This window comes from Streptomyces sp. B21-105 (assembly GCF_036898465.1).
In the GTDB taxonomy this organism is placed as follows: Bacteria; Actinomycetota; Actinomycetes; order Streptomycetales; family Streptomycetaceae; genus Streptomyces.
Window position 1 is genome coordinate 1,544,198 of record NZ_JARUMJ010000001.1, and the last position, 21,582, is coordinate 1,565,779.

General features: G+C 68.6%; 16 protein-coding genes and 4 pseudogenes. 11 read left to right on the forward strand and 9 right to left on the reverse strand.

The genetic code is table 11. The annotated features are described in order from the left end of the window. Positions 1 to 96 precede the first annotated feature (96 nt). Both QA802_RS06735 and QA802_RS06740 read right to left on the reverse strand, forming a co-directional pair. The gene (locus tag QA802_RS06735; protein ID WP_334518905.1) at positions 97 to 1,419 is read right to left on the reverse strand and encodes a PP2C family protein-serine/threonine phosphatase; all 1,323 of its coding nucleotides are present in this window, start codon (positions 1,417 to 1,419) and stop codon (positions 97 to 99) included. Positions 1,420 to 1,588: 169 nt separating this feature from the next. Then, positions 1,589 to 2,062: a universal stress protein gene (locus QA802_RS06740; protein ID WP_334518907.1), complete on the reverse strand. Its 474-nt coding sequence runs from the start codon at positions 2,060 to 2,062 to the stop codon at positions 1,589 to 1,591. Positions 2,063 to 2,528: 466 nt separating this feature from the next. Here QA802_RS06740 and folE point away from each other — a divergent pair, with 466 nt between their 5' ends. Then, complete coding sequence (gene folE, locus QA802_RS06745) at positions 2,529 to 3,227, forward strand: GTP cyclohydrolase I (RefSeq protein WP_319132275.1); 699 nt, start codon at positions 2,529 to 2,531, stop codon at positions 3,225 to 3,227. Beyond that, positions 3,220 to 4,098 carry a RibD family protein gene (locus QA802_RS41465; protein ID WP_443042264.1) on the forward strand — a complete coding sequence of 293 codons (879 nt, stop codon included), beginning with the start codon at positions 3,220 to 3,222 and terminating at the stop codon, positions 4,096 to 4,098. Before folE ends, QA802_RS41465 begins: the two co-directional genes overlap by 8 nt. On the opposite strand, the pseudogene QA802_RS06750 reads toward QA802_RS41465, so the two are convergent. Both QA802_RS06750 and QA802_RS06755 read right to left on the reverse strand, forming a co-directional pair. Next, positions 4,012 to 4,914: pseudogene (locus QA802_RS06750) on the reverse strand (CE1758 family FMN-dependent luciferase-like monooxygenase); the annotation flags it as partial. The gene QA802_RS41465 and the pseudogene QA802_RS06750 overlap by 87 nt on opposite strands. Before the next feature lie 386 nt (positions 4,915 to 5,300). Beyond that, positions 5,301 to 6,152, reverse strand: coding sequence for an SMP-30/gluconolactonase/LRE family protein (locus tag QA802_RS06755; protein WP_334518910.1), 852 nt, complete (start codon positions 6,150 to 6,152; stop codon positions 5,301 to 5,303). Positions 6,153 to 6,239: 87 nt separating this feature from the next. Here QA802_RS06755 and QA802_RS06760 point away from each other — a divergent pair, with 87 nt between their 5' ends. Continuing rightward, positions 6,240 to 7,418 (forward strand): FUSC family protein, encoded by a 1,179-nt coding sequence (locus QA802_RS06760; RefSeq protein ID WP_334518912.1) that lies wholly within the window; start codon positions 6,240 to 6,242, stop codon positions 7,416 to 7,418. Between the two features lie 28 nt (positions 7,419 to 7,446). Here QA802_RS06760 and QA802_RS06765 read toward each other — a convergent pair. Beyond that, a pseudogene (locus QA802_RS06765) lies at positions 7,447 to 7,956 on the reverse strand (glucose-6-phosphate dehydrogenase); the annotation flags it as partial. A gap of 107 nt (positions 7,957 to 8,063) precedes the next feature. Continuing rightward, positions 8,064 to 8,801: pseudogene (locus tag QA802_RS06770) on the reverse strand (glucose-6-phosphate dehydrogenase); the annotation flags it as partial. Positions 8,802 to 8,984: 183 nt separating this feature from the next. Here QA802_RS06770 and QA802_RS06775 point away from each other — a divergent pair. The 4 genes from QA802_RS06775 to QA802_RS06790 all read left to right on the forward strand — a co-directional run bounded on the left by QA802_RS06775 (position 8,985) and on the right by QA802_RS06790 (position 13,552). After that, a complete protein-coding gene (locus tag QA802_RS06775) occupies positions 8,985 to 9,623 on the forward strand; it encodes a cytidylate kinase-like family protein (RefSeq protein ID WP_334518913.1) in 639 nt (212 codons plus the stop codon). A 35-nt stretch (positions 9,624 to 9,658) separates the two neighbouring features. After that, a complete protein-coding gene (uidA, locus tag QA802_RS06780; RefSeq protein WP_334518915.1) occupies positions 9,659 to 11,440 on the forward strand; it encodes a beta-glucuronidase in 1,782 nt (593 codons plus the stop codon). Further along, positions 11,404 to 12,828 carry a glycoside-pentoside-hexuronide (GPH):cation symporter gene (locus QA802_RS06785; protein ID WP_334518917.1) on the forward strand — a complete coding sequence of 475 codons (1,425 nt, stop codon included), beginning with the start codon at positions 11,404 to 11,406 and terminating at the stop codon, positions 12,826 to 12,828. The genes uidA and QA802_RS06785 overlap by 37 nt, the downstream gene beginning before the upstream one ends. A gap of 361 nt (positions 12,829 to 13,189) precedes the next feature. After that, positions 13,190 to 13,552 carry a UBP-type zinc finger domain-containing protein gene (locus QA802_RS06790; protein WP_334518919.1) on the forward strand — a complete coding sequence of 121 codons (363 nt, stop codon included), beginning with the start codon at positions 13,190 to 13,192 and terminating at the stop codon, positions 13,550 to 13,552. A gap of 84 nt (positions 13,553 to 13,636) precedes the next feature. On the opposite strand, the gene QA802_RS06795 is transcribed toward QA802_RS06790, so the two are convergent. Then, complete coding sequence (locus QA802_RS06795) at positions 13,637 to 14,578, reverse strand: DUF5996 family protein (protein WP_334518921.1); 942 nt, start codon at positions 14,576 to 14,578, stop codon at positions 13,637 to 13,639. Positions 14,579 to 14,816: 238 nt separating this feature from the next. Here QA802_RS06795 and QA802_RS06800 point away from each other — a divergent pair. Then, a pseudogene (locus QA802_RS06800) lies at positions 14,817 to 14,959 on the forward strand (amino acid permease); the annotation flags it as partial. Positions 14,960 to 15,437: 478 nt separating this feature from the next. Beyond that, a complete protein-coding gene (locus QA802_RS06805) occupies positions 15,438 to 16,076 on the forward strand; it encodes an NADPH-dependent F420 reductase (protein WP_319132300.1) in 639 nt (212 codons plus the stop codon). 426 nt (positions 16,077 to 16,502) lie between these two features. Here the strand turns inward: QA802_RS06805 and QA802_RS06810 are convergent, their stop codons facing one another. Beyond that, entirely contained in the window at positions 16,503 to 16,874 is a 372-nt protein-coding gene (locus tag QA802_RS06810; protein WP_319132346.1) for a DUF6343 family protein, read from the reverse strand. A gap of 475 nt (positions 16,875 to 17,349) precedes the next feature. Here QA802_RS06810 and QA802_RS06815 point away from each other — a divergent pair, with 475 nt between their 5' ends. Together QA802_RS06815 and QA802_RS06820 are read left to right on the forward strand one after the other, a co-directional pair. Beyond that, on the forward strand, positions 17,350 to 18,408 hold the full coding sequence (locus QA802_RS06815; RefSeq protein WP_334518923.1) for a 2,3-butanediol dehydrogenase: 1,059 nt from the start codon (positions 17,350 to 17,352) through the stop codon (positions 18,406 to 18,408). An 85-nt stretch (positions 18,409 to 18,493) separates the two neighbouring features. Further along, entirely contained in the window at positions 18,494 to 20,314 is a 1,821-nt protein-coding gene (locus QA802_RS06820) for a glycoside hydrolase family 15 protein (protein WP_334518924.1), read from the forward strand. A 917-nt stretch (positions 20,315 to 21,231) separates the two neighbouring features. On the opposite strand, the gene QA802_RS06825 is transcribed toward QA802_RS06820, so the two are convergent. Continuing rightward, positions 21,232 to 21,582, reverse strand: coding sequence for a hypothetical protein (locus QA802_RS06825; RefSeq protein ID WP_334518926.1), 351 nt, complete (start codon positions 21,580 to 21,582; stop codon positions 21,232 to 21,234).

Below are 21,582 nucleotides of genomic sequence, written 5' to 3' on the forward strand. Positions count from 1 at the left end.
GCCGACTCGGAGGTCCAGACGGCGACCAGCAGACGGGGCATGCAGCCGGTGGCGTCCCGTTCCTGCCTGTCCGACGGCAGGGGGACGCCGCGCGTGTCACTCGCCCCCTTTTGGGCTGTCCAAGGGGGTGCGCAGGGCGAGCAGGGCGACATCGTCGTCGAACACCTGCCGGCTTCGGCTGATCAGGGCGTCGCACAGTTCCTCCAGTGGGGCCGTGGTCAGGCGTGCGGCCTGCTCGGCGAGGTCGTCAAGTCCGGTGTCGATGTCCTGGTCGCGGCGCTCGACCAGCCCGTCGGTGAAGAGCAGCAGGGTGCTGCCGGGCAGAAGGGGGTGTTCGTGGCTGTACCGGGAGACGGACGCATCGATGCCCACCGGGATGCCGTGGCGGGCGGGTGCGAGGTAGCGCGTGCTGCCGTCCGCGCCGACCAGCAGCGGCGGCAGATGCCCCGCGTTGCTCCAGCTGAACGTGTACTCCCCGCCCCCTCCACGGCCACGCTCGATGCGGCCGAGTAGCAGGGTGGCCGTGGGCGGATCGTCGAACATCGTCAGGGCGTGGTCCAGTCTCGACATGACCTGGCCGGGCGGCTCGCCCCGGTCGAGGGCGAGTGCCCGCAGCATGTTGCGGATCTGGCCCATCAGCGGGGCGGCCTCGACATTGTGGCCGGTCACGTCGCCCACCACCACGCAGGTGGCGCCGTCGGGCAAGGCCATGGCGTCGTACCAGTCCCCGCCCAGCCTGGGCAGGACCGAGGCCGGTTCGTAGCGGGCGGTGACCTCGAGCGGCGCAAGGTCGGGAAGGGCGGGCAGCATGCGGCGCTGGAAGTGCTCGGCGGCGTGTTTGAGGTGCTCGTAAAGGCGGGCGTTCTCGAGACTGACGCCCGCCGCACTGGCCAGCGCGGTCAGCAGCCCCTCGTCATCGTCATCGAAGGGTGTGCCGTCCTTCTTGTCGGCGAGGTAGAGGTCGCCGTAAACGGTGCCACGCACCATGAGCGGAACACCTATCAGGGTCCCCATAGGCGGATGCCCGGACGGAAATCCGACGAAACGCGGGTGCGCGGCCACATCCGCCACCCGCAGCGGCTCCCGGTCGTCCACCAAGGTGTGCAGCAGCCCATGGCCCTGCGGCAGGCCCATGTCAGCACACAGGTGCGGGTCGTCGATGCCCACCGTGATCAGGTCGATGACCTTGCCGCTCTCCGAGAGCACGCCCAGTGCCCCGTAGCGCGCGGCCACCAGGTCGGTGGCGGCCTCCACGATGCGATGCAGCACCGTGCGGGTGTCCATGTCGGAACTGACCGCCCCGATCGCGTCCAGCAAGTGGCGCAGCCGCTGCCGGTCCAGGTCACGCTGCGGCGGCCGGGCGGCCACGCCCTCCCGGGTCCGGCCCCGCTCCCGCCTGTGCCACGGATTGCGCGCCATGGTGCTTCCTCCCGGCGCCATCAGGCGCCGTCATCACGTCGCCGTGCCTTGTCACACTACGCGCTCACCTGACGGGAAGCAGGCCACAGCGGCACGCCGGACCTGCGCCCGCCCCACGAGACCGCTGCGTCCGGCATTCCCTGCCGTGGCGACCGCAAAGAGGCGACGGTCAGGGCACGATGACGACGGGGCAGTGCGCGTGGCGGGCCATCCACGCCGGCACCGACCCGATCAGGTGGTGCAGCCGTTGCTCCGGCGCGCCGAGGACCAGCGCGTCGGCCTGGTGCTCGTCGGCAAGCCGGGCCAGCTCTCGGGCCGCGTCCCCGATGCAGGAGGCGACGTGGACGTTCAGGCCTGCCGGCGTGGCCGCGGGCAGCGTGTCGGTGAGTTCAGCGCGCAGCCAGGCGAGCACATCGGCCTCCCGCTCGGCTTCGGGGGCGACGATCCCCGGGTCGTACGAGACGGGAACGGGAGTGATGTATGCGACGAGCAGAGGCCGCCCGGTCCGGCGGGCCAGTCCCGTCGCCCAGGCGAGCGCGCGGCGGCTGGCCGTGGATCCGTCGTAACCCGCCACCACTGGATGCGCCGGAGTAGCGGGTGCTCGGGGGGCCTGCTCACCTTCATCGCACACGGCTGCGTTCATCCACTCGACGGCGACACATCCGGCATCATACCGATCACACCGGACAACCGGGCCATATTCTGGCTGGCCACCGACCAGTGGCGCTACGAGGCGTTCCCCGCCCACATGCTGGCCAGCCCCCTGGGAGAGTGGCGGCGGGCGGGCCGCATCCTGCCGGACTGCCGACGTTGCAGCAGTGCGCGCCATGTGCGAGGAAGATCCGGTGCTGGGGCAAGCGGTCACCCGCAGCGTGGTCACCGTGGTCGGGAACCGGCGCAATCCGCCCGGACGCGCCTGCTGGACCTCTACGGGCGGGCCGGCAGCGGGCCCCGGCCCTGACCGTCAACGCTACTCAATGTGCTGCCGCAGACGCGTTGTGAGCTCATGCAGCGCTCGCGCACGGATCGGCCGATAATGGAAGCGATCGACTTCGGCGAGACGAGAGCGCACGTCGCGCGTCTTGAGGCTGCATATGAACGATCAATCCATGCAGATGAATGGTCCCCCGCCGGTCGTCGGGCTGGTTGGTGAGAGCCTGGTACCCGTCACGGACGAGGTGGAGTGGGCGGCTGTGTCCCCGCGGCAGATCACCCCCGAGGAGTGGCAGCGGTTCGAGGGCTACGTCAAGGAGGTCTTCGAGGCGCTCGGCCTGGCCGTCGGATCAGCGGCCACCGCCGATACCCCCCGCCGTTTCCTGCGTGCCCTCTTCGACGCCACCAGCGGGTACGAAGGAGACGAAAAGCTGGTTACCGCCTTCGAGACCGAATGCCACGGCGGTTCGGACTGCCGGATCAGCCAGATCGTCGAAGGACCGATCCCGTTCTTCGCCCTCTGTGAGCACCACGCTTTGCCGTTCTTCGGCAAGGCGTACGTCGGATACATCGCGCACGAGCACATCCTCGGCCTGTCCAAACTGACCAGGCTGGTACGGCTGTTCGCCCGCCGCTTCTCCGTGCAGGAGCGCATCGGCCGCCAACTCGCCGAATCACTGCAGCAGATCCTGCTCCCACACGGCGTCGCGGTCCACCTGGAAGCGGTGCATCTGTGCACGCAGATGCGCGGAGTACGGGAGATCGAGTCCAGCACCCGCACCACCCACTGGCGGGGCACCTACGACGAGGATCCACAACTGCGCGGCGAATTCTTCTCGCTGTGCGGGCAGCAGGGCCTGGCCGGACATGGCTGAGCACAGCACCGCACACCCCGCCGCCGGAAAACGGACAGGCTCGCTGGAGCCCCTTGAGTTGCTGTACGAGGAAGCCGGACAGCCCAGCTTCGGTCTGCCTGCAACGCTCTCTGCGGCGTACGGCGGCGATCTGGGCTTCACGACGCCGTGCGTGTACGCGAACTTCGTCACTTCACTTGACGGAGTAGTTGCCCTCGGCCCCGAATACCCCTCCTCCGGCTCGGCGATCAGCGGGCGTGAACCCGCGGACCGCTTTGTCATGGGACTGCTGCGCGCATGCGCCGACGCGGTACTCATCGGGGCCGGCACACTCCGAGCCACGCCCCGCCACCTGTGGACCCCCGACCATGTCTGTCCGCAAGCCGCACCCGACTTCGACGAGCTACGGCGCAGCCTGAAACGCGCCACCCGACCGCAACTGGTTGTGGTCACAGCGAGCGGCGATGTGCCCACGGAACACCCAGCGCTGCAGTCGGGCGCTCTCGTGGCCACCACCGCGGACGGCGCCCGCCGGCTCGAGGGGCACCTGCCGCCAACCTGCGCGACACTCACCGCGGACGAAGGACCCGCCCTCCGTATGGCCGACGTCCTCGCGGCTCTCCACGCCCAGGGACACACCGCGGTGCTCACCGAGGGTGGGCCACAGCTCATCGGTCACCTCATCGGCGAGGGCCTGCTGGATGAGCTGTTCCTCACGACATCCCCAGTGCTCGCCGGCCGGGACGGCACATCCCGCCCCGGGGTGGTCGCCGGGCTCGAACTGCTGCCGAACCAGCCGGCGTGGACGGACCTGATCAGCGCCCGCCGCGCGGAATCCCAGGGTCTTCTCGATGACCTGTGCGGGCGAGCCGACCGTCAGTGGTGTCTGTGAGGTGAACTCCTCCAGTGAGGGGCCGTGTCCGTAGACCGGCGCGTTGTCGAAGTAGGGGCGGAACTCGTGTACCGCGTCCTGGCTGTTGTGGCGCATGAAGAGCTGCCCGCCCAGCCCGACGATGGCCTGGGAGGGTTTGCCGTGGCCGTAGTGCGCGAAACGCTGCCGGTAGCGCTGCACCATGCGGCGGGTGTGGGAGGCGGGCCAGAAGATGTGGTTGGCGAAGAAGCCGTCCCCGTAGTGCGCCGCGAGTTCCGCGATCTCGGGTGTGCGGATGGCGCCGTGCCAGACGAACGGCGGGATGCCATCCAGAGGCCAGGGCGCGAGGGTGAAGCCCTGCAGTGGCGTCCGCAGCTTGCCCTCCCAGTCCACCACCTGCTCCCGCCACAGCCGGCGCAGCAGGCCGTAGTGCTCGACGGTCAGTGGCACGGCCTCGCGGATGTCCTGCCCGAACCAGGGATACACCGGCCCGGTGTTGCCCCGCCCCAGCATCACGTCGGTGCGCCCGCCGGACAGATGCTGCAGCATGCTGAAATCCTCAGCGATCTTGACCGGGTCGTTCGTGGTGATCAACGTCGTCGAGGTCGACAGGATGATCCGCTCGGTCCGGGCCGCGATGTAGCCGAGCAGTGTCGTGGGCGAGGACGGTACGAACGGCGGATTGTGGTGCTCGCCGGTCGCGAAGACGTCCAGGCCGACCTCCTCGGCCTTCCTGGCGATGGCCACCATGGCCTGGACACGTTCTGCTTCACTGGGCGTACGGTCCGTGGTGGGGTCCGGTGTGACGTCCCCGACGGTGAAGATCCCGAACTGCATACCGGTCATGAGCGTTGCCTCTCCGCGAGCCTCTCGGCCCGGCTGCTCGACCACGAGTCCGAGCGCCACTTTGGGCCCAGCCGTGTCGCAGCGGCCCGTTCGCTGCCGCAGCGCTCGCGCGGCCGGCGGGTCGCGGCTTTCCGACCGCCGCTGCTCGAGCGTCTCGTCGGCCGGCCACCGGCACGTTCGGCCGCCCACTCTTCAGGGCTGCCGATGTCGACCGGTTCCCGGTGTGGCGCGGCAGGTTGCGAGTACCGCATGCGCGCGATGTGAACCACTGGGGAGTCCCGACTGCGGTGCGCGCCTCCCAGGCCGGTGGCGGGCCTTGTGACACGGCGCCGGCCGAGACCCTGACGTATGCGTGGGGCGCTCTCGGTGGGGCTGGTTCAGCCTGCGAATTGGCGGGCGGGCAGCCCGGCGACGTCGACTCGTGCCCGGAACAGTGAGCCGGCCAGCGGATCCTCTGTGGGTTCGAGATTCTCCCGGGACGTGGTGATGAACAGCTCCTCCAGGCGCGGCCCGCCGAACGTGCAGGCGGTGACCTTCTTGGCCGGTAGCTCGATCACCTCGTCGAGCACCCCTGCGGGAGAGTAGCGCCGCACCGCCCCACCGTTGTTGAGGGCCACCCAGACGCCGCCTTGTGCGTCGACGGTTAGCCCGTCCGGGCGGCCGGCCTCGGCCGGAACGGTCACGAAGGTGCGCTGCCCGGTCAGGCCCGACTCGCGGTCGTAGTCGAACACGGCGATCCGCTGGGTGGGTGTGTCGTTGTAGTAGGCGTGGGTGCCGTCGGGGCTCCACTCCAGCCCGTTGGAGATGGTCACCCCGGTGAGGGCCACCGTGACGGAGCCGTCGGGTGCCAGCCGGTACAGCGTGCCGGCGCCGGTGCGTTTGTCGTAGGCCATCGAGCCGCAGTAGAAGCTGCCGTCGGGATCGCAGCCGCCCTCATTCATCCGTACCCCACGGCTTTCGTCCCACAGTGCGGGCAGGTGTGTCAGGGTGCCGTCGGCGTCCTCCAGGGCGAAGCCCCGCTCGACTCCGATCACCGCGCCTCCCTGGCTGCGGGGCCGCATGGCTGCGGCGACCTTGCCCACATGACGGCGGGTGACGGTGCTGTCGTCGGCCAGGGACAGCACGTCTCCTGCCAGCATGTCGACCCAGCGCAGGCCGCCCCAGGCCGACGACCATACGGGCCCCTCGGCGTGGTAGGCGATCGGATCGGTCACCTGCTCCACACGCATCGACGCCTCCCGGTGAAGCGTCTGTTTTAGGCGGATAGTTCTTCTTGTTGCTTAGGTGTCATAGTGCCTGAACCGGGAGATCGCCGTATGGCCCGTTCGCGCACGGCCGCTGTGTTGCGGACGTGGCTCGCCGAGACCTGGCCGCTGGTGCAGGCGACGGCGGCTGCCACGGTGGCGTGGGTGATCGCCGTCCGCATCGGTGGCCACGACGCCCCGTTCTTCGCTCCGATCGCCGCGGTGGTCGCGCTCAACTTCGGGCGTGGTGAGCGGGGACGGAACGCGGTGCGGCTGGTGTTCGGGGTGTGTATCGGCATCGTGATCGGCGAAGTCACGGTCGTGGTCCTCGGGGGCGGTTGGGGCGGGCTGGCGCTGGCGACATTCGTGGCGTTGGTCATTGCCCAGGCCCTGGGGGCCAACCGTCTGATGCGCGTCCAGGCCGCTGCCGGGGCGGCCCTGACCATTGCTGCGGCCGGCGGATCGGCCGGCGGCGGGGCTGGTGTGTACCGGTTGGTCGACGCGCTGGTCGGTGCGGGGGTGGCGCTGGTGTTCACGCAGATTCTGTTTCCTCCCGAGCCGCTGGCTCTGGTGCGCCGGGCGGAGAGGGCGGCGCTGACGACCATGGCGGAGGGCCTGGGGCTGGCGGCCGAGGCGATCGAGCGGGGAGCGTACGACGAGGACCTGCATGCGGGGCTGATCGGGTGCATGTCCGGCGTGCGGGAACACCTCGCCGAGGTGGGGAGGGCCGGCCCGGCCGGTGCCCGGGTCGCCGGCCACTCGTTGATCTGGTGGTATCGGCGCCCCGCCGCCGCGTGGACGCGTCAGGAGGCTGCCCAGGTTCAGTTGCTCGGAGCCAGCTGTCTGATGCTGATGCGTACCGCCGTCAGCGCGGGGCTGCCTGGGCAGGGCAGGCTTGCGCAGGCGGTGCGGGAGCTGGCCGGGGCGGTCACCGACCTGTCGACAGACCTGGGCAGCCACCGGATCCGCCAACGCGCGGTGGACCGTGCCTTCACCGTCGCCCGCCGGATCGGCGAGGCCCCGGCGCCGCGTATGGAGCGGGAAGCAGCAGCTGCCGGCGTGCGGTTCCTCTGCCTCGACATCATGGTCTTCGCCGGCGCCGCTCCGAGGGAAGCCTCCGACGTGCTTCAGCAGGGCGCCGGCAAGCCGCGGGCGATCGCGCCGCCAGAAGACTTCCACCTCCCTGGCCTGCCGCGCGGGGCGCTGTTCCGTCGTCTGCGGCGCGGGCTGCCTGGCCGACGGCGGCGCTGACTCTGACAACCGGCGTGCCGGCCGCGCGTCAGGGCGGGCCCGCGCTTCCTGCGGCGTATTCCTCCAGCGGGACCATCCCCGCGTTCCAGGCTGCCAGTACGGGCGTCATGACGCGCCAGGCCGCTTCGGCCTCGTCACCGCGGACGGACAGCGTGCTGCCGCCCGACAGGACGTCCAGCAGCACGCGACCGTAGGCCGGCAGGTCGGCGGCGGGAGGCGGCGCGGTCAGCGTCACCGGCGAAGGGCTCGGCGGATTCAGGGACACCCCGCCGGTCAGGTGCAGGGCGATGTCCTCGGGGCCGTCGAGGCCGATCCGCAGCGTGTTGGCCGGAGCGCTGTTGTACGACGGGTGCTCGGCCGGCCGGAAGCGGACCGTGACCTGCTTGCGCCGGCGGTGCAGCGCTTTGCCGGCCCGGAGCAGGAAACGGGTGCCCGACCGCCGTTCACTGTCGAGGTCCAGCACGATCTCGGCGAAGGTCTCGGTGCCGCGGACCGCTTCGACACCGTCTTCATCCTGGTATGCCGGGACGGCACGGCCGGGCTTGCCCTCCGCACCGGGGAGGCGGCCGGCGGTGTAGCGCGGGACGCCGCCTCGTCGAGGCGCAGAGGGCGCACGGAGCGCAGGACGTCGACCTTGCGGTCCCGCAGGGCTTGTTCGTCGAGGCGCGTCGGCAGCTCCATCGCGATCAGGGACAGGATCTGGAGCATGTGGTTCTGCATCACGTCCCGCAGGGTGCCGGAGCGGTCGAAGTAGCCCGCCCGGCCCTCCAGGCCCAGGTCCTCCTCCCACAGGATGTCGATCTGCTCGATGTGCCGACTGTTCCATACCGGCTCCAGGACCCGGTTGGCCAGGCGCAGCGCGATCAGGTTATGGACGGTGGGCAGCCCGAGGACGTGGTCTACCCGGAACACCGCCTGTTCCCCGGCTGCGCGCGTCACTTGGGTGAGGAGCCGGTTGAGTGCCATGGCGCTGTCGAGGTCCTCGCCGAAGGGCTTCTCCAGTGCGATCCGGCTTCCGTCGGGGAGCCCGGTACTTCCGAGCGTGGTCACCACCGTCGCGTGCAGTCCGGGGGGCAGGGCCAGGTAGGCCGCCCATGGCGGCCGGATGCCGGACAGCAGGCTGCCGAGGCTCGCGGGGTCCGTCATCTCTGTGGGGCGGTAGCGAAGCAAGCGGATAAGGTCCGCGCGGGCCGCGGCCGGCACATCCGGGGCGTGGCGCTCCAGCCTGTCGGCGGCGGCGCGCTGGAAGGCATCGTCGTCGAGGTCTTCCCGGGCGGCTGCGACGACGTGGAAGTCGGGTGGAAGCCGGCCCGCGGCACGGAGTGCGGCAAGGGCGGGCAGCAGGAATCGGCCGGCGAGGTCACCGGTCGCGCCGAGCAGCACCAACGTCTTGATCAATTGCTGACCCCCAGTACGACGGCATCGGCACCGGCAACACCGGGCGGCATAGAGATGCCAGTGATTGCAAAATCACTATAAGTGGCGGCTTGATGTGATTTGTGAAGAATTCCAAGTATGCCTGATCTTGAGTCGGCAGGTTCGGATCCGAAGCGGTCTCCTCCCGTAGTGACGCTTGCCGCGCTGTATGGCACGGGGGGCGTCGTCATCGGGCCCGAGGTGGCGCGGCGGCTCGGCGTGGCCTTCCTCGATCGCGCCATCCCGGCGTCGGTCGCGGCGCAGAGCGGCGTGCCCGAGGAGGTCGTCGCCGCCGCTGCCGACGAGCGTCCGCTGAGCCGCTGGCAGCGCCTGCTGGCACGGCTGGCCAGGGCGCCCAGTTTGACCGCAGGACCGGCCCAGGAACGCTGGTTTCTCGAAGAGGGCGAGATGCGCGCGGAAATCCGGCGCTTCATGGCCGACGCCGTCCGGTCCGGGGGTGTGGTGCTGGGCCGCGGCGGCGCGATCGTGCTGCGCGAGGTGCCTCAGGCGCTGCACGTGTACCTGGGCGGGCCCCTGCAGGCCCGTATCGCGCGGGCCGCAGAGGCCGAAGGCGTCGACCGTGCCACTGCTGAACGGCGTGTTGAGGCCAACGACTGGGCTCGTAGGGAGTACGTCAGGAGGGCATACGGCGCCGACGGTGATGATCCGGCCCTGTATCACCTCATGATCGATGCCACCGCCTTCAGCGTGGACGCATGCGTGGAGCTGATCGTCGCGGCGGCCACCTTTCACATGGCTCTGGCGCGCAGTACGGGGGCGACGGCATGACGTGCAGTGCGGACGCAACGACGTGAGGAGTGCCTATGCTCAGGCCCCGCGATACGCCCACCCGTGAGTGCACCTCGCTCAACGGCCTGTGGCGGTTCGCCGTCGACACCGATGGTGTCGGCCGGACTGACGGCTGGTGGCACCACTCCCTGCCCGGCAGGCGGGAGGCTCCTGTGCCGGCCAGCTACAACGACCTGTTCCCGGACCAGGCGGTCCACGACCATGTGGGCGATGTCTGGTACCAGCGGGTGATACGGATTCCCGGGCGGTGGGAGGGCCAGCGGATCGTCCTGCGTTTCGACTCCGCGACCCACCGGGCCGTGGTCTGGGTCGACGACACCGAGGTCGCGGCACACGAGGGCGGATACACGCCGTTCGAGGCCGACCTCACAGACGTGGTCGAACCGGGCGCCGAGCACCGGGTGACGGTCGTGGTGGACAACACCCTGTCGTGGCAGTCGATCCCGCCGGGCTACGTCGAGCAGACGCCCGACGGTCCACGCCAGCGCTACTTCCACGACTTCTTCAACTACGCCGGCCTGCACCGCAACGTCTGGCTCTACACCACACCCCGCACCTACATCAGCGACATCACCGTCTTCACCAGGCTGGACGGACCGACCGGAATCGTCGACTACCAGATCCAGGCGGCCGGCCACGAGGGGCATGACGTCCGCGTCGTCCTCCGGGACGCCGACGGCGTCGAGGTCGCGCGGGCCACCGGCGCCACCGGCGGGCTCAGCGTCGAAGACGTTCACCTGTGGCGGCCGGGCGAGGGCTACCTCTACCAGCTGCATGCCGAACTGCGGGGCACCGGAGAGGAACCGGCCGACGCGTACGTGCTGCCGGTGGGAGTGCGGACCGTGGCGGTCGAGGGACATCAGTTCCTCATCAACGGGGAGCCGTTCTACTTCACCGGATTCGGCAAGCACGAGGACAGCCCCGTACGCGGCAAGGGCCACGACGACGCCTTCATGGTCCATGACTTCGCGCTACTGGAGTGGCTCGGCGCGAACTCCTTCCGCACCTCGCACTACCCCTATGCAGAAGAGGTGCTCGAGTACGCGGACCGGCACGGCATCGTGGTCATCGGTGAAACCCCCGCCGTGGGGCTCAACGCCGAACTCGGCGCCACGCTCGCCGAGGCGGTCTTCAGCACGTTCTCCGAGTTCACCATCAACAGCGCCACACAAGAGACCCACCGCCAGGCGCTCGCCGAGATGATCGCCCGGGACAAGAACCATCCCAGTGTGGTGATCTGGAGCATCGCCAACGAGCCGGAGTCGACCACGACCGCCTCCCGCTCCTACTTCGAGCCCCTGGTCGCCGAAGCCCGGCGGCTGGACCCCACCCGCCCGCTGGCCTTCGTCAACTTCATGAGCGCCACCCCGGACAACGACGTCATCTCTGGCCTGTTCGACGTCCTCCTGCTCAACCGCTACTACGGCTGGTACAAGGACCTGGCGAATCTCGCGGCGGCCGAGCGGAATCTCGAAGAGGAGCTCCGCGCCTGGACACGCAAGCACGACAAGCCGATCATCATGACCGAATACGGCGCGGATACGGTAGCGGGCCTGCGCACCATCACGCCCACTCCGTGGACCGAGGACTACCAGGCCGACGTACTCGCGATGTACCACCGCGTCTTCGACCGCGTCGAGGCAGTCGTCGGCGAGCAGATCTGGAACTTCGCCGACTTCGCCACCGCCCCCGGCCTGCTCCGTGTCGACGGCAACAAAAAGGGTGTGTTCACCCGCGACCGCAGACCCAAAACCAGTGCATGGCAGCTGCGCGAACGCTGGCGAGCACGCCGATGACCGGCCCGCCGGGTGAGCGGACCCCCCAGCTGCGCCCCATCCAGTACATCGGCTACGGGGCCGGGGACTTCGCGAACAACCTGGCGTTCTCGATGGCGTCGATGTTCCTGCTCCTCTACTACACCGACGTCGTGGGGATCTCCGCCACCACGGCGGGAACACTGTTTCTGGTCGTGCGGGCCTGGGACGGGATCGGTGACGTGATCGCCGGCCGCATCGTCGACCGCACCTCCACCCGGTGGGGCAAGTACCGCCCCTACCTACTGTTCGCCTCGCTGCCGCTGCTGCTGCTCCTCGTCGCGCTCTTCTCCGTGCCGGGCGGACTCAGCGAGGGCGGCGCGCTCGTGTATGCCTACGTCTCCTACGCACTGTTCTCCTTCGCCTACGGCCTGGTCAACATCCCCTACGGTTCCCTGTCCACTGCCATGACGCAGGATCCCGACGAACGCTCCAGACTCTCCAGCGCCCGGGTTCTCGCCACGAACCTGGTCATCCTGCTGCTGGCGGTGGTCGTCTCACGGCAGATCGCGAACTCCGACGACCTCCAGCAGTCTCTGACGGTCATCACCCTGGGGCTGGTGGTGATCGGGATGGCGCTGTACGTGTTCACCTTCTCCACCGCCAAGGAGCAGGTGCAGCGCGACGTCGAGAAGGTCAGCCTGCGCCAGGCGTGGGACACCGTGAAGCAGAACAAGCCGCTGCTGCGGCTGGGCCTGTCCAGCGTGCTGTTCCTGTGCGGCATGTTCGCCCTGGAGACCACGGCCATCTACTACGCCCGGTACGTACTCGACGATGCCGGCCTCTACGTCGTCCTTGTCGCCGTGCAGGTCGTCGGCATGCTCCTGGCTACCCTGGTCATCCCCACCACGGTGACCAAGATCGGAAAGCGGACCTCCTACATCGTGGGCGGAACCATCACCGTGCTGGGCGGCATCATCACCGCCGTCGCGCCAGGATCGGTCCCCGCGATCGCCATGGTCGGATTCGGCATCATGGGCATCGGGATCGGCGCCATCAACACCCTGATCTGGGCGCTGGTTGCCGACACCGTCGAGTACGGGGAATGGAAGACCGGCGTGCGCGCCGAAGGCGCGACCTACTCGGTCCTCTCCCTCAGCCGCAAGTTCGGGCAGGCCGTCGGGGCTGCCGCCGCGGCCTACATCATCGGCCTCGGAGGCTACGAGTCCGGCGCAGCCACCCAGAGTGGCGGCGCTCTCACCGCGATCAGAATCGCGGCCGGGGCGGTACCGGCGCTGGTCATCCTCCCCGCGATCGCCGTCATGGTGACCTACCCCCTGACCGAGAAGAAGTTCCGCCAAATCGTCGCTGACATCGCTCAGCGCCACGCAGAACCCGGCCCAGACGAATCACGAGCCCACCGAGTATGAGCAGTGCTCAAGCAAGGAAGGGCCCGCCCGAGGTGTCCGGCATTCGGGTGATGATGCCCCCGTGGACGGGCACACCCGTTCGCGAAGGCCCTGTCGGCTCGGCCCAAGCAGTCGCTGTCGAGCGATCGCGTCACATGCCCTGGCACGTCAACACATATGGGGCGCCACGGCATTGCCTTTTCGAGTCCGCCTCACGAGAGTGCAAGGTCTGGCGCCCGCAGGTGAGTTGGCTGCACGGTGAGGGTTGGTTGGTGCGGCGAGGCCGGGCGTCGCGGTGATCAGTGACTGGAGGGGCCATGTGGCAGTCGCTCCACGCTCCTACCAAAGCCATACAGATCCGCACAATTGTTACGATGGGTTCATGTCTGATGGCACTGAGCGCATCCCCGGAATCGATCTCAACGCGGGGCCGAGTGGGGAGGGGTGTGTGGAGTGCCTGGCGGGCGACGGCCCTGGATGGTGGTTCCACTTGCGGCGCTGCGCCGCCTGCGGACACATCGGATGCTGCGATTCCTCACCCTCCCAACACGCAACCGCGCACGCACGTGAAGCCGGGCACCCCATCTTGACCAGCTTCGAACCCGGAGAGAACTGGTTCTGGAATGTCGAGACCGGGACGTTCCTTGAGGGGCCGAAGCTGATGCCGCCCACCTCGCACCCGGAAGCGCAGCCGGTGCCTGGCCCCAAGGACAAGCTCCCCATGGACCGGCGGCAACTGCACTGAGAAGCTCCACAGGCGAACAGAAGGTCGGACGGGTCGGTACGCGAGTTTGGGCCGGCTGACGGCTGGACGCACGCCGACTCGGGATCAGGTGGGCGGCGCTCCCAGGTGCCGGTCTGTTACTCCTCCAGGGCAGGCCAGCCCGGCCATGTCCCAGTCGGCGCGCCCGGCTCCGGCCCGGTAGGCGCTGTCGTAGAAGGCGAGCACGGCGGCGCGGGGGTCCGCTTCGGCGCGGGCATCGTCGTAACGGAGGACGGCCAGATGACTGCCGTTGCGCGCCACCCATCGGGCGGATCCTGGTGCGAGCGGCTCTTCCGCCAGCCCTGGGGGTTCGGGTGAGGTGTAGGAGTAGAAGGCGGGTTCGGGGAACATTTCGTCCCCGAACCAGAAGCCGAAGCTGATCACTTCACGGGAGTACGCCTCGCGAGTGACCGGGTCCGCCTCGGCCGGCTGTTCGGCGTGACGGCCGGAGAACCTGCTGTAGGCGATGTCGAAGGTGTGCCAGAAGTGATGCACAGGGCTGGCTTTCCCCGAGAATCCAGCCGCGAACTCCTCCAGCACCAGCGCCACCTGGCTGAGGACTCGCCAATAACGGTTGGCCTGCACGGGATCGTAGGCAGCGTGTTCGGTGTCCTCGGCGAACGGCCTGGATGCGTCCGGCAGGTCGAAGGGGCTGGGGAGAGGGACGTCCACCCGGACACCCAGCCCGGCCAGAGCGTCCAGGGTCGCGCGGTGGAAGGACGCCACCGACCGCCCGTAGAGCGGAAAGGACACCTCGGTGCCGTCCAGCGAAGCGACCACCAGACGATGGCCGACAAAGTCGAAGTCGATGGTGAACGGATCACCCTCGGCCTGCCCCATCGGCCGCGTGGTGATGCCACGCCCGGTGAGATGGAAGGGCACATTCCACCAGTGGTTGCGCCGAACGCTGGCGGCGAGCCGAATCTTGCCGACGACCTGCGCGAACCGGTGCAGCGCCTCCTTGCAGTCCCGCCATTCGGCGAGCGGAATCGGCGGGAAGAGCTCCATGAGCGTCCTTCCTCGAAGGCTCCGGCTGAGCGCGGATACCGGCGGACCCCTCCATGATGGCCGACCCCTTCGCGCACTGCACGCCGCCAGGTGCCACCCCTTACGGTGCGCTCAAGGGCGACTGGCCCAGTTGTCGCGCAAGCCGGACAACCGGCACGCACCCTCGTGGTCACGGGTGCCCTCCTTGGACCGTGGCACCGGAGTAAGCGCCCTGCCGGACGTGCTCCGATTGCAGTTCATACTCGGCGCGATCACCGCCCTCATCTTGGCTAGCCCGCTGTCCGACCGGCCCGCCGACGTGTACATCAGGGCGGGAGTGGTAGCGGAATCGGGCTGTGGGCGCTCAGCAAGCTGGTGATGAAGGTGCGCGGGGAGGCGTGAGCGCGCCATCGTTCTGGTGGAGGCGGAACATCCGAAGTGCCCAGGCCACCCACGAGACGTGCCAGCCCGCGAAGTGCCGGGTCCGGTTCGATCACGGTCTCGCTGGCATCGCGCGGCCTCTACCGGCGTCCGGCTCCTCTCTCCGCTTGGGAACGCGCCACAGCAAGGCCGGTGGTCGGCCGCGCAGCGCGCGGCCACCGGTGATGTCAGTACGTGCCCGCCAGCGTCAGTCGGCGTGCCGGCCAGGGAGCCGGGCGATGTTCCACAGCCCAGCACTATGAGCATCCGTCTGGTGTCCGGCATCCGGGTGGCAGCGGCCGTCCTCCCGCCACAGCCGTCGGGCCTCGGGATAGGGATGCATTTGCGCTCTTCGGCGTCCTGCCTGACGCGGCACTTCGCTCCGGGCCAGCACTGCCCATGGGTAGTGCCGACAGACCCGACGGCGCCATACGCTCCGTCAGACCGGAAGGGCAGCAGCATGAAGATCAACATCGTAGGCCCCGGCAACATGGGCCGCGCCATCGCCACCCGAGCCCTTGCTGGCGGCCATGGAGTGTGCCTGGTCCATCCCGACGGCGACCCTGCCCGAGCAGTGGCCGAGGAGCTCAAGCAGCGGTTCCCCGACGGCGAGAGTGACTGGGCCTCTTCGCCCGAGGCAGCTGATGTCACCGTGCTCGCACTGTGGTACGAGGGGGCATTGGAGGTCGCGAGATCCTCCGGGGCTGCACTGGCCGGACAGGTGCTGGTCGATATCTGCAACCCCATCGACGTCTCAACCATGGACGGGCGTGTGACACCCCCGGACAGCTCGGCTGCCGAGGAGATCCAGCAGATCGTCGGCACGGACGTGAAGGTCGTCAAAGCGTTCAACACCACCTTCGCCGGCCCGCTGACGACAGGCGAGGGCCACGACTTTCCGCTCGACGTCCTGATCGCCGGAGACGACTCCGCCGCCAAGGACAAGGTCGCGGAACTTGTCCGCTCCGGCGCGATGCGCCCGTTCGACGTAGGCCCCCTGCGCAGAGCTCGGGAGCTGGAGGCGATGGGATTCCTGCACATCGCCATCCAGCAGCCCCTCGAGCTGAACTGGCACAGCTCGATCAAGCTCCTTCCCTGACCGATGTCAGATACGTGAACCGGCGTGTCGGAGCCTTCTGTGTGGCAGGTCATCCCGCCCGCGCCCTGACAGCCGGCATGGGCGGATTCGCGAATCGACAGCCCTGGCAGGTGGGGGCACACGCCTGAACTTGCCAGAGTCCGCCCACAGCATGAAGCCGCGAGGCGAAACGAACGCCTGGCAGCTCACACTCGCCGGTGGCGCGGGCTCACGGTCGCTGACCATTCGTGCGTGTTCATGGGCGGCCTGTGCTGTCCTGTTCCACCTCTGATTCTTGCGGGCCGTCGGATGACCTCGCCGCACCCCCATCGCACTGTCGGCCGGTGCGTTCCTGTGGCGGGTGAGCGCGGTGGCGAGTGGCCCGGTCCAGCGTGAGCCGCAACAATGGCCGCCCAGTGGGGGCACGGCTCGAGAACGCATCGTGGCTCACCTGGCGGTTCGGTGGGGAAGACGCTCGTTTCTGCGGCGGCGGAGGATGACCGCCATGTCCACCGCCGAGATCACAGCGAGTACGGCACACGCTCCCGCCAACACGGTCAGTTGCGAGGAGGTCGGGCTGCTGCCCGGCCGGGAGCGCGTTGCCCACACGGCGAACAGTACTGATGCGGCGATGAAGAGCGGTGTGTAGCAGATGGACAACAGCAGCCGCAAACTCAGGGCACTTCGCGCTGTGACCGGTTCGGTACCCGTTCGTTCGAAGCGGCGGCCGGTGAAGCCCGAGCCTGATCCAGGCAGAGGGGTGTGCGGGTCTGACCGCTTGGCTCCGCTTCGCGGCCGGCTTCCCTCTCCTTGTGGCATGGCGGCCCCCACTGGGTGCTGAGATAGCCGACGACCAAGCCCAGCCGCCTATGGCAACGCCCACGCGGCTGCGAATATCGACGCCTGCTCCTTCCGGGTTCCACCCACGCCCCTCGATATGCCCCATGCGCACCGGCTCTTTCGGATGTCAAGCCGGTGCCAGGCTGGCCGGTTCGAGCTGGCACTAGGGTGCAGCCGACCCGTGTGGACAGACCTCTGTCCGTCTCTCTGCTGCGGCAGCGAGGCGTCGGCCCTGCCGGCGTGGGCAGCATGCGCGGGTAAGCGCCACCAGCACCTCTCGATCGCGGAGTGTCGAGTGGCGGCGCAGGTGTCCGAGATGCCCTGCCGAGCCAGTCCAGGTGCGGCCCTTGTGGGGCGGACATAGCCTGGATTGCGGGGTGCGTGCTTCGGGGGATTTCCATCGCAGTCGCGGGCCGCGTCGGGAAGCCCGTGTCGCCGGGAAACGAGGCATGGCATGAAGGCTGCGCGTTACTACGGCAAAGAGGACCTCCGGATCGATGACGTCCCGGAGCCCCAGGTGCGGCCCGGAGCCGTGAAGATCGCACCGGCCTGGACCGGGATCTGCGGTTCCGACCTGCATGTCTACTTCGAGGGGCCGATGAACCCCATGCCGACGGCCGGCAACCCCCACCCGCTGTCCGCTGAGGAGCCCCCGCTGGTGTTCGGGCATGAGTTCTCCGGGGTGGTCGAGGACGTGGGCGAGGGTGTCGAGGGCCTCGCGCCCGGCGACTCCGTCGTCGTGGAGCCGCTGATCGTCTGCGGTGAGTGCTTTGCCTGCAGGGACGGCCGGTACAACCTCTGCGAGAAGCTGGGCTTCATCGGGCTCTCCGGCCGCGGCGGTGGGCTGTCCGAGCGCATCGTCGTGGAGGAGCGGTTCGTGCACCCCGTCGGTGACATGCCGCTGGACCAGGCGGCCCTCATCGAACCGCTGGCGGTGGCTGCCCACGGGGTCCGGCTCTCCGGCGCGGGAGACGGCGACGTGGCCCTCGTCGGGGGCGCCGGTCCGATCGGGCTGTTCACCTGCGCCGTCCTCAAGGCACTGGGCGCGACGGTGATCGTCAGCGAGATGAGCCAGAAGCGCAAGGAGAAGGCGAAGGACTCCGGTGTGGCCGACCACGTCCTCGACCCTGCTCAAGACGATGTCGTCGCCAGGACGATGGAGATCACCGGGGGCAGGGGCGCCGACGTCGGCTTCGAGTGCGCGGGAGTCCAGCCGGTCTTCGACGCACTGCTCCATGCCCTCAGGACGGGCGGCATTCTCCAGGTCATCGCCCTCTTCTCGAAGCAGCCCACCCTTGACACCGGGCCGCTGCTGTTCAAGGAGGTCAAGATCCAGGGCAGCATGGGGTACGCACACGACCACCCGAACGCGATCCGCCTGGTCCGCGAGGGCAAAATCGACCTCACCCCCTTCATCACCCGCAGGATCTCCGTCGAGGACATCGTGCCCGAGGGACTGCAAAGGCTCATGGAGCACAAGGACGAGGAGGTCAAGATTCTCGTGCACCTGTAGTCAGCGAGCAGGGCTCAAGCATCTTGAACGCCTTCCGTACCAGTAACGAAGAGGATCGGCACTGGTTCGGGATGGGGAGGCTGCGATGACTCAGCACGGGACCGGGGCCGCGCGCTACCTGCCTATCGCCGAGCACGGTCTGATTGGCGACCTGCGCAGTGCGGCCCTGGTGGGAACGGACGGCACGATTGACTGGTACTGCTGTCCCTCCTTCGACGCCCCGAGCGTCTTCGCCTCGATCCTGGACGCGGACAAGGGCGGCTGCTTCGAGCTTGCGGCAAGCGTGCCGGCGCGCACCAAGCAGTTCTACTTCCCCGACACCAATGTGCTGATCACCCGGTTCTTCACCGAGGACGGGGTCGGCGAGGTGCAGGACTTCATGCCGGTCGACGGCGACGCGGTGGAGATCGAGCGCCACCGGCTGATCCGGCGGGTGCTGTGCGTGCGCGGCTCCATCCCCTTCCGCACCCGCGTGGCGCCGCGCTTCGACTACGGTGCCGAGCCGCACACCGTGCACATGGCCGGCGACATCGCGGTGTTCGAGTCCGCCAAGCTGTCGCTGGGGCTGACCTCGACCGTACCGCTGGAGATCGACGGCCTGGACGCGCGCGCCCGCTTCAAGCTGACCGAGGGCGAGTCGGTGGTACTCGCGCTGGACCAGGTGGGCGGCAAGGTGACACCGCGCGGGTGCGCGCGGACGGAGGCCGAGGAGCAGTTCACCACCACGGTCGCCTACTGGCGCAAGTGGCTGTCGGCGTCCAAGTACCGTGGCCGCTGGCGGGAGAGGGTGCACCGCTCGGCCCTCACCCTGAAGCTGCTCACGTACGAACCGACCGGCGCGATCGTGGCCGCCCCTACGACGAGCCTGCCCGAGCAGCTCGGCGGCGAGCGCAACTGGGACTACCGGTACGTGTGGGTACGCGACGCCGCCTTCTGCGTCTACGCGCTGCTGCGGCTGGGCTTCACCGGCGAGGCCGAGGCGTTCATGAACTTCGTGTCCCGGCACATCACCCCAGGCGGCGGCAAGCCGTCGGGCCCGCTGCAGATCATGTACCGCATCGACGGCAGCACCGACCTGCCCGAGAGTGAACTCGCCCACCTCGAGGGGCATCGGGGCTCCGCGCCGGTGCGGATCGGCAACGGCGCGGCCGAGCAGCTCCAACTCGACATCTACGGCGCGCTGATCGACTCCGTCTACCTCTACGACAAGTGGGCCGAGCCGATCCCCAGCGACCAGTGGGACGATCTGTGTGCGCTGGTGGACTGGGTGTGCGAGCACTGGGACCAGCCCGACGAGGGCATCTGGGAGACCCGCCGCGGCCGCAAGAACTTCCTGTACTCGCGGCTGATGTGCTGGGTGGCGATCGAGCGGGCGATCCGCATGGCCAACCGGCGCGGCCTGCCCGCCGACCTGTCTCGCTGGCAGAAGTCCCGCGACACGATCTACCGGCGGATCATGAAGCGCGGCTGGTCCGAGACCCGCCAGGCGTTCACGCAGACCGAGAACGGCGACGTCCTCGACGCCGCCGTCCTGATGATGCCGTTGACGAAGCTCATCGCCCCGACCGACCCCAAGTGGCTGTCCACCCTTGACGCGCTCACCCACGACTTGGTGTCCGACTCGCTGGTCTACCGATACGACCCTCAGGTGAGCCCCGACGGACTGCGCGGCGACGAGGGCACGTTCTCCATCTGCTCGTTCTGGTACGTCGAGGCGCTGACCCGGGCCGGGCGGCTCGACGAGGCGGCCCTGGCCTTCGAAAAGATGCTCACCTACGCCAACCATCTGGGCCTGTATGCCGAGGAGATCAGCCACACCGGCGAGCAACAGGGCAACTTCCCGCAGGCGTTCACTCATTTCGCCCTGATCAGCGCCGCGTTCAACCTGGACCGTGCGCTTGGCTGAGGAACCAGCATCCAGGCTATGCCCGCCTGGCACCTGACGCCGAGATGGCCTGACGCCCCCAGAGAACGGGCGTGCTGGTGCGGCTCTGACAACAAGTGCAGACGCTGCTGGGGAAACTCAAACGGCACGCGCCGCCCGGAGTCTGTGCCCGGCCCCGCCGGCCTCGATCACTGGCACTCGCACGAGATCACCGAGTGACTCACCGGCGTGGAAGATGACCAGACGGTCGCGGACGCCGATGTGTACCGCGCCCGCATGGCCGTGCACGCCCTCGGCGCCGGCAACCTGCTCAGTGCCGGTTGCGTCCCGGCTCAAGGTTCAATCGGGCAACGCTTGCCCACTCCTCAACTCCCGTGTGGAGTTCAACCATGGCAGCCTCCGTTCGCCTATACGAAGGGCCTGTGTCCTGGTGACTCCAGATAGCCTCGGCATAGTCGCTCACGCTATCCACCGCTCGTCTTGCGAGCTTCATGAGTTCCTCTGCCCGTTCGGCTTCTTCCCGATCGACAGATAGCCGCAGGGCCGACTCCCGGAACCAAAGGGCCTTGAAGCTCTCCGTCAACGACTCCTTTGCTCCGGTGAGATCGGCAGTTGCGCCCCCTGCGCCTCCCAACTGTTCTTCGGCGAGGCATGGCAATTGCTCATATGTCCAGAGCGTCTCTTGTCGCTATCCCTCCATTTGAGCTCGGACACCTGCCAGTGCAGCGTCTACCTGCGCTGCCGCCGACTTGCGCGAGGCGTGCCCCCCAATGGCAGACGTGATCACAACCCCGCCGACCCCGATACCGGCAACCCATATGGCCGCCACTCCTTCGTCCATGCTGCGTGAGCATGCCGGTCCGGGTTCCCGAGGGCTCCCACACCCAGCTGCAGAAGGCCGCGCGCTCACCGACGATGTGCGACGCTGCGAAGCGCGCCTACTTCGTCTCGTTCGGGTGGCTCGTGTGCACCTGCTCCAGGAAGACCGTGCGCTCGTGGACGTAGAACCAGATGCGCGCGGTGCCCTTCGCAGTCGGTTTGTGCTGCCACCGCTCATGGGTCGCGCCGCCACGCTCGATGACGCCGAGCTCACCCTTGAGCCGATAGTTCGTCGGCGTCGTGGACGGTGGCGTCCGCGTGAGGAAGTCCCAGGTCTCCGTCATGGGGTTGCGGATCGTCGCGACGAGGTCGCGCCAACCCTTCTGCGCGTCGGCTGTGGCGAAGCGGATCTCGTACTCGATCTTCTTCGGAGGGCGAGGAACCAGCTCGCCCTTCCTGGCGGCCGCCAC